Origin of the sequence: Pseudomonas sp. FSL R10-1350 (assembly GCF_009600525.1) — a bacterium.
Classification (GTDB): domain Bacteria; phylum Pseudomonadota; class Gammaproteobacteria; order Pseudomonadales; family Pseudomonadaceae; genus Aquipseudomonas; species Aquipseudomonas helleri.
Genome location: NZ_WIVR01000082.1, coordinates 1 through 17,894 on the forward strand (window position 1 = coordinate 1; position 17,894 = coordinate 17,894).

Here is a 17,894-nt window from a genome sequence, read left to right on the forward strand (position 1 = left end):
GAGGTAGCGCAAGCCAAGTTCGGCGCTCAGCCGGGCGTGTTCGACGGCGGTGTCGACCGGGATCGAACTCATCACCACCACCAGCGCGCCCGGCGCCAGGGCCTTGGCGGCGCCCTTTTCACCAAACAGCACCTCGTCACAGGTCGGGCCATCGCTGAGCATGCAGATCAGCACCTGAGCGCCTTCGGCCGCCTCGGCCGGGGTGGCAAACACCTCGGCGCCCTGGGCGGACAATTCCTCGGCCTTGGCCGCCGAGCGGTTCCAGGCCCGTACCGGGTAGCCGGCGTGCAACAGGTTGCGGGCCATGGGCTTGCCCATGATCCCGGTGCCAATAAACGCTACGGTTTGCAGGCTCATGCCTTGCCTCCTACGGTTGCAGAGGTTGCGCCGGCTGCGTTGCCCAGCGACACCTTGTTACGTGGCATCAACACCATGCCCAGACCACCGGCGCCGACCAGTGCGGCAATCACCAGGAAGCCCGGGGTGTAGCTGCCGGTCACGTTGAACAGGTAACCGGTCAGGTAAGGGCCGATAAAGCCGCTGAGGTTACCGATGGAGTTGATCAGGCCAATACCGGCGGCAGCGCCCAAGCCAGTGAGCACTTGCCCTGGCACGGCCCAGAACACGTTGATCGCGCTGTAAACGCCCATGGCCAGCAGGATGAAGCCGATCACGATGATCCATGGCTGGTTCAGCCACAGCGCCACGGCGATGGACACAGCTGCGAGCATGGCGGCACCACCGGCGTGCCAGTGACGTTCTTGCAGGCGGTCCGAACGACGGCTCCACCAGATCATGGCAACAGCGGCCAAGGCGTAAGGAATGGCGGTGATCAGGCCGTTTTGCATCAGACCGATTTCCAGCCCGAACGAGCCACGGAACGAGGCCAATACGGTCGGCATAAAGAAGTTCATGGCGTTGGAGCCCGAGGTGATGCCGAAGTACACCAGCGCCAGCAGCCATACCTGACGGCTGGACAACGCCTTACGGATCATCTCCCATTTGCTCGGTTGGATACCCACCACCAGCGGTTTGTTGCGCTCTTCATGCTCCAGGGTGTTGATCAGCCAGTTGCGCTGCGCATCGGTCAGCCAGTGGGCCTGACGCGGATGGTCGGTGAGGTAAAAGTAGCAGACCACGCCGAGAATCACCGCCGGTACGGCTTCGACGATGTACATCAGGCGCCAGCCGACGAAGCCCAGTGCGTCGCCCATTTCCATCAGGCCCACCGACAGTGGCGCGCCGATCACTTGTGCGATGGGTACGCCGAGGTAAAAGGTGGCGATCATGCGTGCCCGGTAGCGGCTCGGGAACCACAGCGACAGCAAGTAAATCACCCCCGGGAAGAACCCGGCTTCAGCGATGCCCAGCAGAAAACGCAGTGAGACAAAGTGCACCGGCGTCTGCAAAAAGCCCATGGCCCCGGCGATGATGCCCCAGGTCACCATGATCCGGGCGATCCACACGCGGGCGCCGTAGCGGTGCAGCAAGACGTTGCTTGGCACTTCGAAAATGAAGTAACCGAGGAAGAAAATACCGGCACCCAGGCCATACAGGGTCTGGCTGATACCGATGTCGTCGTTCATCCGCAGGGCGGCGAAACCGACGTTGTTGCGGTCCAGAAAGGCGACCACAAACAGCAGGATCAGAAAGGGGATCATGCGCTTGGTGACGCGCTTGATCGTTTGTTGCTCGATGTCAGTGACATCCGGAAGCGGGGTGGTGGTCATATCGCACGGCCTCAGTTTTTTATTGTTGTGAGTAACGCGGGCTTGATTGTCTTTTGTAGGAGCTGCCGCAGGCTGCGATCTTTCAACAGATCAAAAGATCGCAGCCTGCGCCAGCTCCTACGAAGGTTATTGTGCGGCAGTATCTTCTATGTGCGCACGCACGATGGCGTCGAAGTCCGGGTCGGCGGTAAAGCCCAGTGCACGGGCACGTGGAGCTTCTACCTTGCTTGGCCAGCTTTCGACAATACGCTGGATGGTTGCATCCGGCTCCCAGCGAATCAGTTGCGTGGCTTTATCACCGGCCACCCGTTGCAGCGCCGCGACCATGTCGGCCACGGTGGTGGTCACGCCCGGCAGCGGGATGATGCGCTCGCCGCCCAGGGTCTGCGGCGACAGGGTCATGCCCAGCAACATCGACTCGACAATGCGCCGTGGCGAGGTCAGGTACACGCGGGTGTCAGGGCGCACCGGGCACACGGCAGGCAGGCCCACCAGCGGCTCGCGGATGATCGAGCTAAAAAAGGTCGACGCGGCTTTGTTCGGTTTGCCGGGGCGCACCGCCACGGTCGGCAGGCGCAACACGCGGCCATCCACAAAGCCTTTACGGGCGTAGTCGGCCACCAGCAATTCACCGACGGCTTTTTGCATGCCATAGGACGATTGCGGGGTGAGCACGGTGTCGTCGTCCACCACCTCCGGCAGCTTGCCGCCGAACACCGCAAAGCCGCTGGCGTACACCAGACGCGGCGCGGTGCCTTGCCTGCGCAGGGTTTCGAGAAGCAGCATCAGGCCGTGCAAATTCACCTGCATGCCCAAGTCAAAATCCGCCTCGGCGGCCGAGCTGACCACTGCCGCCAGGTGCCACACCAGGTCCACGCCATCGGTGACACGGGCGATCACTTCAGGGTCGGCAACATCCCCGGTCACCAGCTCAATGCGCGGGTCATTGGGTACGTCTTCACCGGCAAAGGCGTCGAACAGCACGATGCGTTCGATGGTGCGCGGTGCTTCGCCTTCCAGCGTCAGGGTGTTCAAATCTGCCAGGCGTTGAGCCAGTTGCTTGCCGATAAAGCCGGTACCGCCAGTGATGAGGATGCGCATGTGTTGCTCCTGTTTCTTATATTTATTTGAGGCGCTGGATCAGTCTGCTTGAACCGTGCGTTGCTGCTGTTCGCCAAGCCCTTCGATGCCCAGGCGCATCTGCTGGCCAGCGCGCAGGAACACCGGCACAGGCTTGACCCCAAGGCCCACACCCGGCGGCGTGCCGGTGGAAATCACATCGCCCGGTTGCAGCGACATGCAGCGGCTCAGGTAGGCAATCAGCGCCGGGATCTGGAACACCATGGTGTTGGTATTGCCGTTCTGGTAGCGCTGTCCGTCGACCTCAAGCCACAGCTTGAGTTGGTGCGGGTCGGGGATTTCGTCACGGGTCACCAGCCATGGACCAATGGGGCCGAACGTGTCAAAACCCTTGCCTTTGTCCCAGGTGCCGCCGCGTTCGAGTTGCCATTCACGCTCGGACACATCGTTGATCACGCAGTAACCGGCGACGTGGTCCAGGGCGTTGCTCTCGTCGATGTAACGGCCGCCTTTGCCGATGACTACACCCAGCTCAACTTCCCAGTCAGTCTTGACCGAGCCGCGAGGGATTTCGACGTCATCATTGGGGCCGCAAATGGCGCTGGTCCACTTGTTGAAAACCACCGGTTCCGACGGCACGGCCAGCCCGGACTCAGCGGCGTGGTCGGCGTAGTTAAGGCCGATGCAAATGAACTTGCCGACCTGCCCGACGCAAGCGCCGATACGTGGCGAGCCGTTGACCAGCGGCAGGTTGGCCGGGTCGATTTTAATCAGGGCTTTAAGGCTTGCAGGCTCCAGCGCCTTGCCTGCGACATCGGCGATATGCGCCGACAAATCACGGATATTGCCTTGGGCATCCAGCAGACCGGGTTTTTCCTGACCTTTTTCGCCGTAGCGCAGCAGTTTCATAAAAGCTCCTGTATCGAATTAAAAACCTGACCTTCTGTAGGAGCGAGCTTGCCTCGCGATCTTTTGATCTTTTAAAAGCTCGCGAGGCAAGCTCGCTCCTACAGTGGGAATTAGTTGCTCATCCCGCCATCAATAATCTGCGTGGTGCCAGTGGTGTAGCTGCTGGCATCGCTGGCCAGGTACACCACCAACTGGGCGATTTCTTCGGCGCTGCCGATGCGGCCCATGGGCTGGCGAGCCACGAACGCTTGATACACCTCTGCCTCCGAACGCCCTTGCTCACGGGCCTGTTCGGCAATGCGCTGGCGCAGCGAAGGTGAATCTACCGTGCCTGGGCATATGGCGTTACAACGAATGCCTTGACTGATGTAATCGGTCGCCACCGATTTGGTCAAGCCAATCACCGCCGCTTTGCTGGCGGTGTAGGCAAAACGGTTCGGTACGCCCTTCACGCTGGACGCCACCGAGGCCATGTTGATGATCGAGCCGCCACCGTTTTCCAGCATGCCCGGCAAGAACGCACGGATCATCCGGTACATGGCGGTGACGTTGAGGTCGAATGAGAATTGCCAGGCGCTGTCGTCGCACTCCAGCAGCGCGCCGCTGTGCACGTAGCCTGCGCAGTTGAACAGCACGTCGAGGGTGCCGACTTGCTGGCGAATGGCGTCGATGGCTGCCGGTTGCGTGACGTCCAGCGATAACGCCTGAATACCGGGAATGTCGTGCAAGGCATCGACGTTCAAGTCAGTGGCGATGACCGTGGCGCCTGCATCGCGCAAGGCCAGTACCGAGGCGCGACCAATACCGTTTGCCGCCGCGGTAATCAAAACGCGTTTGTTGGCGAGGTTCATGAGTGCTGATCCATTGTTCTTATGGGGCCAACACTAATGTTGCGCTGCGATAATCGCCAATGAGATATTCTCAAGCCTTAATAACGGGAGGTTATCGGATGGCGGATGTCGCGTTCAATCAACTGTGCAACTGGTTACGGTTCCGCCATTTGGTGCTGATCGACACCCTGGCGCGCACGCAAAACATGCACGCCACGGCCCAGGAAATGAACATCAGCCAGCCGGCCGTAAGCAAGATGCTGCGCGAGATCGAGCACCAATTGGGCTTTGATGTGTTCCAGCGTTTGCCGCGCAGTATGTCGCTGACGGACCTTGGCAGTCACGTGGCGCGCTTTGCCCAAATCGCCCTCAATGACACCCAGCAGTTTGTGGTCCAGATCAACCACCTGCGCCAGGGCGGGCATGGCTTTTTGAAAGTCGGCACCATCTACGCGGCCGCGGCGGTGGCAGTGCCCGCGGCGATTGTCGAGGTCAAACAACAATGGCCCTTGCTCACGATCGAAGTACTGGAGGGCACCAGCGCCAACATGCTGACCATGCTCGAACACAAGGAGCTGGACCTGGTGGTGGCGCGCTTCACCCTCGACCGGCACCGTGAATTGTTCGATTTTCAGCCGTTGGCACCCGAGCCGCTGTGTCTGGTCACGGGCAGCCAGCACCCGTTGGCGGGCGCCAGCGAAACCCCGCTGACCGACCTCGGCAGTTGGCCCTGGGTGGTCTACCCGACGGGCACGCCGATGCGCGCGCGGCTGGAGCGGGCGTTTATCGAAGCCAACATGCAAACCCCGGAAAACACCGTCGAAACCGTGTCGCTGCAAACCACCATGCAACTGCTGCAAACCGCCCCGGTGGTTGCGATGCTGGCCGAGTCCATGGCCGAACCGGAAATCCAGGCCGGGCGCCTGACCCGTCTGGCGTTACCGTTTCCGCTGGTGCTGGCTGATTACGGCATCATCACCCGGCGCAACGAACCGCCGAGCTGGTCGATGCAAGCGTTTATCGACGCGCTGTTGAGCGGCCCCGATGCCGTGCGCGGAGCCCGCCAGACGCCTTGATAACGCGCGGTTATTAACCGATGGGATCTTGTGATTGGGCAGCGCCCCTGTAGCGATCTAGAGTGCAAGTCGCTCACTCAAACGCGGCCCTGCACCGTAGGAGCTGCCGCAGGCTGCGATCTTTTAAACGATCAAAAGATCGCAGCCTGCGGCAGCTCCTACGGGCTTGGGTGTCGATGAGTAGGGCGCCATCGCTCACTAGAGGCGCGTATGAAAACAATAAAAAGCTACAAAACGCTGACGATTTTTTTCCTGTTCATGATTGGAGTCGTCAACTACCTCGACCGCAGTGCCCTGTCCATCGCCAACACCACCATCCAGAAAGACCTGGCCATCAGCCCCATGCAAATGGGCGTCATGCTCTCAGCCTTCTCCATCGCTTACGCCTTCTCGCAATTACCCCTCGGCGCGTTGATCGACAAACTCGGCAGCAAACTCGCCCTGGGCGGTTCGCTGGTGGTGTGGTCGGTGGCCCAAGCGGCCTTTGGCCTGTTCAGCAGTTACGGCCATCTGGTCGGCCTGCGGGTGTTGCTGGGCATCGGCGAAGCGCCGGTGTTCCCCTCGGCAGCCAAGGCCTTGTCCGAATGGTTCGACACCCAAGAGCGCGGCACGGCCACCGGCTGGGTGTGGTCCTCGACCTGCATCGGCCCGTGCCTGGCGCCACCCTTGCTGACGTTGTTCATGGTCCATCTGGGCTGGCGCGGCATGTTTATCCTCACTGGGGTCATCGGTTTGGTGCTGGCGCTGTGCTGGTTCAAATTCTACAAAAGCAAAGCCGAATACATGGCCGCCACCGGCCGTGCAGAGCCGGTGGCCGTGCAGCAGAAAGCGGCGCCGAAACTGCGCTGGACCGCATTGTTCAAAGAGCGCAACACCTGGGGCGCGTTTCTCGGCTTTATGGGTGTGATCTACATGATCTGGCTCAACCTGACCTGGCTGCCGGGCTACTTTGAGCGCGAACACGGCCTGGACCTGTACCGCACCGCCTGGGTGGTGTCGCTGGCCTACCTGTTTGGCGCCTTGGGCACCATCGTGGCCGGGCGTTGCTGCGACAAGCTGGTGGCGCGCGGCATGCGCGTGTTGGCCAGCCGCAAACTGATGGTCATCCTCGGGTTGCTCGGCGGGGCGCTGTTCACCCTGATCGTGGCCTTCACCACCAACGTCGTCGCGTGCGTAGTGCTGCTGTGCCTGACCATGTTCTTCATCAACATCTCCAGCGCTACCGCGTGGATGATCGTCAACACCATCGTGCCGTCAGAGCGAGTTGCCTCGTTTGGTTCGATCCAGAACTTTGGCGGCTACCTGGCGGGCTCCATCGCGCCGATCCTCACGGGTTTTAGCGTGCAACAGAGCGGCTCGTTCTCATCGGCCTTCATCATCAGCGCAGTCGTCGCCCTGTGCTCGGCGTTTGCCTACTTTGCGCTGCTCAAAGAACCTTCAGCGCCGGTGACCAATATGAAAGCTACAGCGGCTACGGCGTAGCTCAGCGGCGCAGGGGTGCTCGACGAGGAGGGTGATTGCTCTATCGAACCAGGCCTTCGGCGTGGACAAAGCAGAGTTTGTTGCCCTCGGGATCGCGACAGTACGCACCAAAAAAATCGGCTGAGTACTGAGGCCGTAACCCCGGCGCTCCCTCATCTGTGCCCCCTGAAGTGGTCGCCGCTTGCCAGGCAGCTCTTACCTGGTCTTGCGAGCTTGCTGCAAAGCTGACCTGTACGCCGTTACCCGACGTTGCGGGTAACCCGTTAAAAGGCAATTGCACGAAAAACTGTGGCCATTTCTGTCCGAGCAAATGCCAGCCCGCACCGGCGGGGCCGTCATCATGATCAGTCATGCGTACTAATCCCAAAGGCGTAAGTACGGCATCGTAAAAAGCAATCATGGCGTCGAGGTTTCGTGCGCCAATCTGAATGTGACTGAACATGCCTTCCCCTTGTATAGGATTTTTTGATTAGCGTCCGGCCACATTTATTTGTGTGGTTAAACGGATGCTAACTTTTGCGCCGCGAGTTTTCCATCGGCCTCAGTACCGAAGGGCGCACCTATATGTCCTACAAATAGTCCTACATATAATACTCATTGAAATTTATCGAATTAATTAGGCCGTCAGCTCTGCCATGGGCTTGCCAGTGAGTTACGACAGAAATGGCCTGATTATGAGGGTGGTTACGGTATTGACACGCGTTAATCTTGCACAAAAGGTGGCTCAAATATCCACGCTTGTTTCTGGGCTTGGGTAAGGCTTTATGGTCTCGTGTCGGGCGAAAAGGGAAACGTAATAATTTTGATGTGTGGGTAGTAGTAACTCGGAAAGTTTATTTATTTAAAATGAGGCAAGGCGAAATTAATGGCACCCAAGAAAATAAGTCGTGCTTCACTCGGTATAGCTTCGGCCACCATGGCTGCAATGTGTTGGGGAGGCGCGTTAGTTATGTCAAAGGGTGCGCTGGGAAGTTTCTATCCTGTCACGTTACTGATTATTCAGTTGATGGCAAGTGTGACGTTTCTTTGGTGCGTAGTAGCGTTCAGAAAAACCTCCGCCCCTACGGCTAACGTGTTGGTAAAATTAAGTTTTTTAGGCTTGCTTGAGCCGTGTTTGACATATGTCTTGGTGCTGATTGGTTTGACTTTTACGGGAGCGTCAGAGGCCTCGTTATTACAATCGTTGGAGTCAATAATGATTGTGCTTCTGGCGATGCTTCTCTTGAAGGAAATACCGTCGATAAATTTTATAGTACTGTCAGCAATGATATTGGTAGGGTTGTTCTTTGCGTTAGATATACACGGCGGGAACGCCAAAGAAGGCTGGTTTGGCGCAAGCCTGATTTCATTGGGTATGCTGTCTGCTGCGTTCTATGTTGTTCTGTCCTCTCGCATCGCGAAAGAGCAGGATGTTTTTTATATAGTGGCTTGTCAGCAGACTCTTGCATTGGTGGCTTCTATTTTGATGTTACCGTTGGAGTGGACTATTTACCCCGAAAGTAAAGCGTTCGCGGCATTGCCGGGTTCTTTGGAAGTATGGGGGTTAGCGCTAGTGTCGGGGATTGTGCAGTATGCTCTCGCTTTCTCTTTTTATATTTATTCATTGAAATACATTCGTGCCGGCTTGGCGGGTATGTTTTTAAACCTTGTTCCTGTCATTGGTGTTGTTGGTGCTGTTGTTTTTTTGGGAGAAAGACTTTCACTTTTACAAGTAGGAGGTGCCGCACTGACGATAATTGCGCTGGTGCTGATCGCTAAAAATGCTGCTTCAGAAAACACGTTGAAGGATTACATAAAAAAATAGTCATATAAGACTAGCTGATATTCAGTTAGGGAGGTGTCAAATGGATGTAACGTTGCTTTTATCCAAATTGCCTGATCTATCCTGTGAGAGAAATTCTTATGGGGAGGATCTGGATATCGTAAATAAAGCGCTGCTGGGAGAATCAGACAAGGAAAAGAAAAAAGAAATCATATTGAGTTGGATCAAGCGAAAGCAGCCTTGTATGTTGGGCAGGTTAGCCTCTACAGGAAAGCAGAATATTCAGCTAAGTGTCTATGTTGTTGATGATAATGATATTGCGTTAGGGCAGGAGCATCTTAAAACATACCTTCAAGCTTGTCGTCTGGAATGGAAGCAAGCGTGTTCCAAAGGAAAGAGCGATGCTGTGTTGTACTTTTTTAATATCGGAAAGCTGATTTATCTGCCTCCTTCAGATAGCTTGGTTGAGGTGTTTAAGGGGTTTTCTAATCTGATATTTAACGAGTATGCTCCTGTTAATACAGATGTTATCTATACGGAGGCAGCACCATTGATACAGGATGGTAAGTTGTTTTTGTATAAGGCGGGTATTAATTTTTTTCATACGACGGCGCATCATACGGCTAATCATGATCGCAGAGTGCCCGGTGGGGCAATTATTTCAATAAATTCAGTAGGGCATTATGCGAATAATATGGTTAATCAAGGTTTTGCAAATGATCTGGATGAGGCAGTTAAAAATATTCAGCGACTGGCATGGCAGTCCATAGGGAACGGTGGTATCAGCCTTAAGAGTAAGAAGTCAACTAGCTGGCATAATATTGATCCGGTAAATACATGCCCTCACCTTTCGAGGCCGTCTACTGTGCCAGAGGGTTTTTCTGAGAAAAAGTATTCGGCTAACTATCATACGGACGTACTGATTCCAGATTTGTTAACGAGAAAAGTTACTGATGTTGATGATCCTGCAATCGAAAAGTGGAAGTGGCTGACAATTGAGTATTTCACTACGATGCAGTATGAGCTTGGCTCCATCGATTTTGGTATGTTTCACGGTTATCCCGTCGATCACGAAGCTATCAATTTCAATCCATTTCCTCCAATTAGAGGAGTGAACTCACCGAAACTCATCTATTGAAGGCTAAGCGAGCATCTCTGTCACTCGCGCAGAGGCCGAGGATGGAGGATTCCAGCAGCACCCAATGTACCGACGTTGCACCAACAGCCAAAACCACTGCATGAACACCGCAGATTCAGCGTCCTGTCAGGGCTGTGTAAAACCTTTGTAAGCTGTCACCGAATTTAATTTCACGCGTCGCCGCTTCGATACTCTGAACTCAGCCTTCTTTTGGTGAGTGACGCGTGTGAACACGAGCAGACGACACACTTTTATCTGGGCGCTCAGTGCGCTGGTTGTGCTGGCCTTTGCTTGGGCGCTGTATGCCCATTGGCCCGCCATGGCCCACAAAGACCGCCCCATGGGCATGGGCGGTCGGGCCGAGCCGGTGGCGGCGGTGGCGGTGGTGCCGCAGGATGTGCCGGTGTATATCGATGCCCTCGGTACGGTCACGCCCACGCAGAGCGTGACGGTGATTACGCAGGTCGACGGCATTTTGGCGTCGGTGGAGTTCAAGGAAGGCCAGCAGGTGCGCAAAGGGCAGGTGATCGCCCGCATCGACGACCGCGCGCTGAAGGCGCAGTTGGCCCAGGCCAAAGGCGTTCTGGCCCACGATCAGGCGGTGTTGAGTAACGCCCAGCGTGACCTGGCGCGCTACCGCGAACTGATTAAGGCCGGTTCCATCAGCCAACAAACCCTCGATACGCAAATCTCTACGGTGGCGCAGCAACTGGGCACGGTGGCCGCCGATCAGGGCAGCGTGCAAAACCTTGAGGTGCAGTTGAGTTATTGCACCATCACCTCGCCGGTAGACGGGATTGTCGGGTTGCGCCAGGTTGACCCCGGCAACTATGTGACCACCGCCAGCACCTCCGCGATTGCAGTGATCACGCAGATGAAGCCCGCCACGGTGGTGTTTGCCGTGCCCGAGGACTACCTGGGGGCGATCAATCAGGCCAGGGCGGCAGGTGTTGTCAGCGTGCTGGCCTACGACCGCAACAAGCAGAACCTGTTGGCCAGCGGGCAACTGCTGGCGCTGGATAACCAGGTCGATACCAGCACCGGCACGATCAAGGTCAAGGCGCAGTTTGATGACGCAGACCATGTGCTGTTCCCCAATCAGTTCGTCAATGCGCGGCTCAAGGCGCAGACGCTGGATCAAGTGCCGGTGGTGCCGACCCGGGCCATTCAGCACGGCAGCCAGGGCGATTTCGTATTTGTCGTGGCGGGCAGCAAGGCCAGCCTGCGCAACGTCAAGTCCGGCCCAAGCGTGGGCGATGTCACCACGATTCTCGACGCTTCGGTCAAGCCGGGTGAGCAGGTGATCACGGAAGGTGCAGACAAGCTCGACAACGGCTCGGCCATTAAAGTAGTCGCACAGTGAGTCGCCGCTGATGAACGTCTCTCGCCCCTTTATCGAACGCCCGGTGGCCACCTGTTTGCTGATGGTCGCGATCTTGTTGCTGGGGATTCTGGGTTACCGCCTGCTCTCGGTGTCGGCCTTGCCGGAGGTCGATTACCCGACCATTCAGGTGTTTACCCAATACCCCGGCGCCAGCCCCGAGGTGATCAGTTCGTCGATTACCGCGCCGCTTGAACGCCAGTTGGGCGAGATGCCCGGCCTCAAGTCCATGGGCTCGACCAGCTCCGATGGCGCCTCGGTGGTGACCTTGCAGTTTGATCTGGCGCTGTCGCTGGATGTGGCTGAGCAAGAGGTACAGGCCGCGATCAACGCCGCCGGCACTTTTTTACCGGCCAACCTGCCGTACCCGCCGGTGTACAGCAAGGTCAACCCGGCCGATGCGCCGGTGCTGACCCTGTCACTGACCTCGGACGTACTGCCGCTGACCAAAATCGAAGACCTGGCCGACACCCGGCTGGCGCAGAAAATATCGCAGATCAGCGGCGTCGGCCTGGTCACCATCAGCGGCGGCCAGCGCCCGGCGGTGCGGGTCGAGGCCAATACGTCGGCGCTGAATAACCTCGGGCTGTCGCTGGACGATCTGCGCACCTCCCTGGGCACCGCCAACGTCAATCAGGCCAAGGGCAGCATTGACGGCAAGTTCCAGGCGTATTCCATTGGTGCCAACGACCAGTTGCAATCGGCCGAGGAATACCGCGATCTGGTGATCGCCTATAAAAACGGCGCCGCGATCCGCCTGTCACACATTGCTACCTCGATCCAAGGCCCGGAGAACCCGCGCCAGGCCGCCTGGACCAACGAAACCCCGTCGATTGTGCTGAGCATCCAGCGCCAGCCGGGGGCCAACGTGATTGAGGTAGTCGACCGCGTGCAGCAGTTGCTGCCCACGCTGCGCGCCAGTTTGCCGGGCACCCTCAAGGTCGCGGTGCTCACCGACCGCACCCAGACCATTCGCGCCTCGGTCACCGACGTGCAGTACGAACTGGCGGTTGCCGTGGTGCTGGTGGTGCTGGTGATCTTCCTGTTTTTGCGCAATGTCGCGGCCACCCTTATTCCCGCCGTGACCGTGCCCTTGACCCTGCTCGGCACCCTGGCGGTGGCCTATGCACTGGGCTTTTCGCTGAATAACCTGACCTTGATGGCGCTGACCATAGCCATCGGTTTTGTGGTCGACGATGCCATCGTCATGGTCGAAAACATCAGCCGTTACCTGGAGGAGGGGGATACGCCGTTGCAGGCCGCGCTCAAAGGCTCGGCGCAAATCGGCTTCACCATCATTTCGCTGTCGTTGGCACTGATTGCGGTGATGATCCCGCTGTTGTTCATGGGCGACGTAGTGGGACGGCTGTTCCGTGAGTTCGCCATGACCGTGGCCGTGACCATCGTGATTTCGGCGGTGATTACCCTGACCCTGACGCCGATGATGTGCGCGCGCATGCTCAAGGCGCACCCGCAGGCGCGCCGTGAAGATTTTTTCGATCGCATCAACCAGCACTATGTGCGCGGTCTGAACTGGGTGTTGGCGCACCGCACCCTGGCGCTGCTGTCGGTGGTGTTCACCGCCGTGCTCACGGTGCTGACGCTGACGGTCATGCCCAAGGGCTTTTTCCCTGATCAGGACACCGGGCTAATTCAAGGGATTTCCCAGGCCTCGCCGACTATTTCGTTCCAGCAGATGCAGGTCGAGCAACAGCGCCTGGCCTCGCGCATTTTGCGTGACCCGGCGGTGCAGAGCCTGTCGTCGTTTGTCGGTATCGACCAGACCAACCCGACCCTCAATCAGGGCAATCTGCTGATCAACCTTAAGCCGCGTGATCAGCGCGACAGCGCCAGCACGGTGATCCGGCGTCTGGCCGATGCCAATGCCGACGACGCCGGGATCCGCCTGTACCTGCACTCGGTGCAAGACCTGACCCTTGACGCCAGCGTAGCCACCACCAGTTACCGCCTCGGCCTGCAGGCCACCGACCCGCAGGTGTTGCAGGAATGGACCGGCAAGCTGATGGCGGCGATCAAGCAAGATCCGACCTTCACCGATGTGCAAAGCCAGGCGATGCAGTTCGGCAATCAGATCCAGCTCACGTTTGACCGCGCCACCGCTTCGCGTCTGGGCATTACCCCGCAGGCGATTGACGACGTGCTCTATGACGCTTTCGGCCAGCGTCAGGTGTCGACCATTTACACCCAGCTCAACCAGTACCACGTGGTGATGGCCACCGACCATCCGCCGAAGAACCTCGCGGATTTACTCTCCGGGCTCTACGTCGACATCCCCGGCGGCGGGGTGGCGCCGCTGTCGAGCATGGCGACGATGCAGGTGGTGCAGACGCCGCTGACGATCAACCGGCTGGGGCAGTTCGCGTATGCCGACATTTCGTTCAACCTGGCGCCGGGCCAAACCCTGGGCACTGCCCTGACCCGGCTCAAGACCATCGAGCAGCAGGTGGCGATGCCGGCCTCGGTGCAAGTGTCGTTGCAGGGCGCGGCGGCGACGTTTGAGGCGTCGTTGGCCAATCAGGCGGTGCTGGTGCTGGCGGCGGTTGTGGTGGTGTACCTGATGCTGGGCATGCTCTACGAGAGCTTCGTGCACCCGATCACCATTCTTTCCACCTTGCTCTCGGCGGCGCTGGGGGCGTTGCTGGCGCTGCTGGTCACTGGCACCCAGTTCGACATCATCGGCTTGATCGGCATCGTGCTGCTGATCGGTATCGTGATGAAAAACGGCATCATGATGGTCGACTTCGCCCTCGACCTGGAGCGACGAGAAGGCTTGAGCCCGGTGCAGGCGATCAAGCAGGCGGCGGCATTGCGTTTTCGGCCGATTCTGATGACCAGCATGGCCTCGCTGTTCGGCGCCGTGCCGTTGGCGCTGGGCACCGGCATTGGTTCTGAACTGCGCCATCCGTTGGGGATCGCGATCATTGGCGGACTGTTGCTCAGCCAGTTGCTGACGCTGTTTTCGACCCCGGTGATCTTCCTCGCGATGCACGACCTCGGGCAGCGCCTGAAGGGTCGCCGCACAGTCAGGGCGGATTGATCGCGATGAACCTCAGTGCGCCATTTATCCAACGTCCCATCGCCACCACCTTGCTGGCTGTCGGGCTCGCGCTGTTTGGCGTGCTGGCGTTCAACCTGCTGCCGGTGGCGCCGCTGCCGGAGGTGGATTTCCCCACCATCAGCGTCAGCGCCAAGTTGCCGGGGGCCGACCCGCACACCGTCGCCACCTCGGTGGCCACGCCGCTGGAGCGTCAGTTCGGGCAGATCGCCGGGGTCACGCAAATGACCTCGTCGAGCAGCTTGGGCGCGACCCGGATCAACTTGCAGTTCGACCTCAATCGCGACATCGACGGCGCCGCCCGCGATGTGCAGGCGGCAATCAACGCCGCGCGCAGCAACTTGCCCAGCGACTTGTCAGGCAACCCGACCTACCGCAAGGTCAACCCGGCTGACTCGCCGATCATGGTCATCAGCCTGACCTCCGACGCGGCCACGCCGGGCCACATGTACGACGTGGCCTCAACCCTGCTCGAACAAAAGCTCCTGCAAACCAGTGGCGTGGGTGACGTGACGGTGGGTGGCGGGGCCTTGCCGGCGGTGCGGGTCGAACTCAACCCGGACCGCCTCAACCATTACGGCGTGAGCCTTGAACAGGTGCGCGAGGTGATCGCCGCATCTAACGTCAACCTGCCCAAAGGCACGATCGATATCGGCGCACAGGGCAATGTGATTGCCGCCAATGACCAGCTCTACAACGCGCCGGACTACGGCGCGCTGGTGGTCAAGCAGAACAATGGCGACCTGGTGCGCATCAGCGACTTGGGTTACGTGCGCGAAGACGTAGAAGACCTGCGCAACTATGGCTTGTACAACGGCCAACCGTCGGTGCTGCTGGTGATCTTCAAGCAGCCGGGGGCCAACGTGATCGAGACGGTGGACGCGGTCAAGGCCGAGCTGCCGTTTCTGCAAGCGTCGATTCCGGCCTCGATCAAACTCAATATTTTGATGGACCGCACCACCACCATTCGCGCCTCGTTGCGCGACGTAGAAATCAGCCTGATTGCCTCGATTCTGCTGGTGACGCTGGTCACGTTTGCGTTTTTCCGTGATTGGCGCAGCACCCTGGTGCCGGCCATTGTCGTGCCGCTGTCGCTGCTCGGCACCTTTGGCGTCATGTACTTCATGGGCTACAGCCTGAACAACCTGTCGTTGATGGCGCTGACTATTGCCACCGGGTTTGTGGTCGATGACGCGATTGTGGTGGTGGAAAACATCATGCGCCATCTGGAGCGCGGTGCCTCGCGGGTGCAGGCGGCGCTGGCCGGTGCCCGGGAGGTGGGCTTTACCGTGCTGACTATCAGCGTGTCGCTGGTGGCGGTGTTTATTCCGCTGCTGCTGATGGGCGGGATTGTCGGGCGTTTGTTTCGTGAGTTCTCGGTCACCTTGTCGGTGTCGATTGCGATGTCGATGTTGGTGTCGCTGACCATCACGCCGATGCTGGCGGCGGTGTTTTTGCGCGCGCCGGCAACCGCCCAACACCCGGAGGCGGCGCCGGACTCGCGCTTTCATCGTTTCTACGACCGCACCCTCGGCTGGGTGATCAACCACACCTTGCTGATGGGGCTGGTCACGCTGTTGGTGATCGTGCTGGCCGGGGTGCTGTACGTGCGGGTGCCCAAGGGCTTCTTCCCGCAGGAAGACACCGGGCGCCTGAACGGCAGCACCATGGCCTCGCAAAGCATCTCGTATGGCGCCATGCAGCAGGACTTTCTGGCGATCAACCGCAAAGTCTTGCTCAACCCCAACGTGGAAGCGGTCGGCGGTTTTATCGGCGGCGCGGGCGGCGGAGGCGGTTCGGTGAACACCGGGCAGATGTTTATCTCACTCAAGCCCTTGGGCGAGCGCAAGGCCAGCGCCGACCAGATCATCGCCCAGATCCGCAAAACCCTGGGCGACATGCCGGGCACCCGGTTATTCCTGCAATCGGTGCAGGACATCACCGTGGGTGGGCGCCAGAGCGCCGCGCAGTACCAATACACGCTGACCGCCGACGACCAGAGCAGCCTCGATGTCTGGGTGCCCAAAGTGCTGGCGACGCTGCATAAACTGCCGCAGCTCAAAGACCTCAATACCGACCAGCAAGACAACAGCCTTGCGGCCAATGTGGCGGTCAACCGCGACACGGCGGCGCGGCTCGGGGTCAGCATGTCGGCGATTGACCAGACCCTGTACGACGCCTTTGGCCAGCGCCAGGTGTCGACCCTTTACCGCGCCGCCAACCAGTACCACGTGGTCATGGAAGTCGCCCCCGAATACTGGGCCGATCCGTCGGCGCTCACGTCGATTTACCTGCCGCAAGGTGCCTCGACGGCCAGCAAGACCAACACCGCGCCCAACCTGGCGAGCAACGCCAAGGCGACGTTGATCCCGTTGTCTGCGGTGGCGCAGCAGTCGGTGGCGCGCACGGCGATTTCCATCAGCCACCAAGGCACCTTCCCGGCGGTGACAGTGTCTTTCAACCTGGCCCCCGGCGTGTCCATCGGCCAGGCCACCACGCTGGTGGATGACGCGGTGGCGCAACTGCGCATGCCGGCCAGTGTGGTCGGGCACTTTGCCGGGACAGCGCAGGTGTTTCAGTCGTCGGTGTCCAGCGAGCCTTGGCTGATTCTGGCGGCGATTGTCTCGGTGTACATCGTGCTCGGCATGCTCTACGAAAACCTGATCCACCCGCTGACCATCCTCTCGACCTTGCCGTCGGCCGGGGTGGGGGCGCTGATTGCCTTGCTGATGACCGGCACCGAGCTGTCGATCATTGCGCTGGTGGGGGTGATTTTGCTGATCGGCATCGTCAAGAAAAACGCGATCATGATGATCGACTTCGCCATCACCGAAGGCAAAGCGCTGGGCCTCAGCCCGCAACAAGCGATCCGCCGCGCCTGCCTGATTCGCTTTCGGCCGATCATGATGACCACCCTGGCGGCGATGCTCGGCGCCTTGCCGCTGGTGCTGGGCACCGGCTACGGCTCGGAATTGCGCCGCCCGCTGGGCATTTCCATCATGGGCGGGTTGCTCTTCAGCCAAGTGCTGACGCTGTACACCACGCCCGTGATTTACCTCTGGCTGGACCGCCTGTCGCAACGTCTGCGCCGGGCGCCCAAGGAGACCACCCGATGAACCTCAAACCGCTGCTGCTGGCCATGACCCTTAGCCTGACCCTGGCCGGGTGTATGGTCGGGCCGGATTATCAAAAACCGGCCATGCAATTGCCCATGGGCTTCAAAGAGGGCACGCAGTGGCAACGGGCTGTGGCCAACCCCCAAGGCGCGCTGAACAGCCAGTGGTGGCTGGCCTATAACGACCCGGTGTTGACGCAGTTGATCCAGCGCTCGGCCACGGCCAACCAGTCGATTGTTGCCGCCGAGGCGGCGTATCGCGGCGCGCAGGCGCAAGTGTCATCGAGCCGCGCCGGTTTGTGGCCGACCCTGGGC

Annotated in this window: 13 protein-coding genes and 1 pseudogene; 8 read left to right on the forward strand and 6 right to left on the reverse strand. The window is 59.2% G+C overall.

Going from position 1 to position 17,894, the window contains the following annotated elements:
* From GHO25_RS23205 to GHO25_RS23225, 5 genes are all read right to left on the reverse strand, one after another.
* Nucleotides 1-357: NAD(P)-dependent oxidoreductase (locus tag GHO25_RS23205; RefSeq protein ID WP_178110197.1), on the reverse strand; the 357-nt coding region annotated here is incomplete at its 3' end.
* Nucleotides 354-1,730: an MFS transporter gene (locus tag GHO25_RS23210; RefSeq protein WP_048389518.1), complete on the reverse strand. Its 1,377-nt coding sequence runs from the start codon at nt 1,728-1,730 to the stop codon at nt 354-356. The genes GHO25_RS23210 and GHO25_RS23205, both read right to left, overlap by 4 nt.
* 126 nt (nt 1,731-1,856) lie before the next feature.
* Nucleotides 1,857-2,831: a D-erythronate dehydrogenase gene (gene denD, locus GHO25_RS23215; RefSeq protein WP_153392648.1), complete on the reverse strand. Its 975-nt coding sequence runs from the start codon at nt 2,829-2,831 to the stop codon at nt 1,857-1,859.
* A 39-nt stretch (nt 2,832-2,870) separates the two neighbouring features.
* Nucleotides 2,871-3,719 (reverse strand): ureidoglycolate lyase, encoded by an 849-nt coding sequence (locus GHO25_RS23220; protein WP_153392651.1) that lies wholly within the window; start codon nt 3,717-3,719, stop codon nt 2,871-2,873.
* A gap of 110 nt (nt 3,720-3,829) precedes the next feature.
* On the reverse strand, nt 3,830-4,570 hold the full coding sequence (locus GHO25_RS23225; protein ID WP_048370715.1) for an SDR family oxidoreductase: 741 nt from the start codon (nt 4,568-4,570) through the stop codon (nt 3,830-3,832).
* 98 nt (nt 4,571-4,668) lie between these two features.
* On the opposite strand from GHO25_RS23225, the gene GHO25_RS23230 reads away from it, so the two are divergent.
* Nucleotides 4,669-5,625: a LysR family transcriptional regulator gene (locus GHO25_RS23230; protein WP_048370713.1), complete on the forward strand. Its 957-nt coding sequence runs from the start codon at nt 4,669-4,671 to the stop codon at nt 5,623-5,625.
* A gap of 210 nt (nt 5,626-5,835) precedes the next feature.
* Nucleotides 5,836-7,107 carry an MFS transporter gene (locus GHO25_RS23235; protein WP_048370711.1) on the forward strand — a complete coding sequence of 424 codons (1,272 nt, stop codon included), beginning with the start codon at nt 5,836-5,838 and terminating at the stop codon, nt 7,105-7,107.
* A gap of 40 nt (nt 7,108-7,147) precedes the next feature.
* Here GHO25_RS23235 and GHO25_RS23240 read toward each other — a convergent pair whose 3' ends face one another.
* Entirely contained in the window at nt 7,148-7,549 is a 402-nt protein-coding gene (locus GHO25_RS23240) for a VOC family protein (RefSeq protein ID WP_048370709.1), read from the reverse strand.
* Between the two features lie 423 nt (nt 7,550-7,972).
* Between GHO25_RS23240 and GHO25_RS23245 the strand changes: the two genes are divergently transcribed.
* The 6 genes and pseudogenes from GHO25_RS23245 to GHO25_RS23270 form a co-directional block, all read left to right on the forward strand.
* A complete protein-coding gene (locus tag GHO25_RS23245) occupies nt 7,973-8,911 on the forward strand; it encodes a DMT family transporter (protein ID WP_153392654.1) in 939 nt (312 codons plus the stop codon).
* 40 nt (nt 8,912-8,951) lie between these two features.
* Nucleotides 8,952-10,007 carry a hypothetical protein gene (locus tag GHO25_RS23250; protein ID WP_048370706.1) on the forward strand — a complete coding sequence of 352 codons (1,056 nt, stop codon included), beginning with the start codon at nt 8,952-8,954 and terminating at the stop codon, nt 10,005-10,007.
* A gap of 226 nt (nt 10,008-10,233) precedes the next feature.
* Nucleotides 10,234-11,370: an efflux RND transporter periplasmic adaptor subunit gene (locus tag GHO25_RS23255; RefSeq protein ID WP_178110198.1), complete on the forward strand. Its 1,137-nt coding sequence runs from the start codon at nt 10,234-10,236 to the stop codon at nt 11,368-11,370.
* Between the two features lie 10 nt (nt 11,371-11,380).
* Entirely contained in the window at nt 11,381-14,446 is a 3,066-nt protein-coding gene (locus tag GHO25_RS23260) for an efflux RND transporter permease subunit (RefSeq protein WP_153392658.1), read from the forward strand.
* A 5-nt stretch (nt 14,447-14,451) separates the two neighbouring features.
* Complete coding sequence (locus GHO25_RS23265; protein WP_153392661.1) at nt 14,452-17,580, forward strand: efflux RND transporter permease subunit; 3,129 nt, start codon at nt 14,452-14,454, stop codon at nt 17,578-17,580.
* Nucleotides 17,577-17,894 (forward strand): annotated as a pseudogene (locus GHO25_RS23270) (RND transporter); the annotation flags it as partial. The gene GHO25_RS23265 and the pseudogene GHO25_RS23270, both read left to right, overlap by 4 nt.

What these genes read in the sequence shown, in the direction of transcription:
- GHO25_RS23210 (WP_048389518.1), bottom strand. Translation starts at nt 1,730, where the DNA reads ATGACCACCACCCCGCTTCCGGATGTCACTGACATCGAGCAACAAACG.
- denD (WP_153392648.1), bottom strand. Translation starts at nt 2,831, where the DNA reads ATGCGCATCCTCATCACTGGCGGTACCGGCTTTATCGGCAAGCAACTG.
- GHO25_RS23220 (WP_153392651.1), bottom strand. Translation starts at nt 3,719, where the DNA reads ATGAAACTGCTGCGCTACGGCGAAAAAGGTCAGGAAAAACCCGGTCTG.
- GHO25_RS23225 (WP_048370715.1), bottom strand. Translation starts at nt 4,570, where the DNA reads ATGAACCTCGCCAACAAACGCGTTTTGATTACCGCGGCGGCAAACGGT.
- GHO25_RS23230 (WP_048370713.1), top strand. Translation starts at nt 4,669, where the DNA reads ATGGCGGATGTCGCGTTCAATCAACTGTGCAACTGGTTACGGTTCCGC.
- GHO25_RS23235 (WP_048370711.1), top strand. Translation starts at nt 5,836, where the DNA reads ATGAAAACAATAAAAAGCTACAAAACGCTGACGATTTTTTTCCTGTTC.
- GHO25_RS23240 (WP_048370709.1), bottom strand. Translation starts at nt 7,549, where the DNA reads ATGTTCAGTCACATTCAGATTGGCGCACGAAACCTCGACGCCATGATT.
- GHO25_RS23245 (WP_153392654.1), top strand. Translation starts at nt 7,973, where the DNA reads ATGGCACCCAAGAAAATAAGTCGTGCTTCACTCGGTATAGCTTCGGCC.
- GHO25_RS23250 (WP_048370706.1), top strand. Translation starts at nt 8,952, where the DNA reads ATGGATGTAACGTTGCTTTTATCCAAATTGCCTGATCTATCCTGTGAG.
- GHO25_RS23260 (WP_153392658.1), top strand. Translation starts at nt 11,381, where the DNA reads ATGAACGTCTCTCGCCCCTTTATCGAACGCCCGGTGGCCACCTGTTTG.
- GHO25_RS23265 (WP_153392661.1), top strand. Translation starts at nt 14,452, where the DNA reads ATGAACCTCAGTGCGCCATTTATCCAACGTCCCATCGCCACCACCTTG.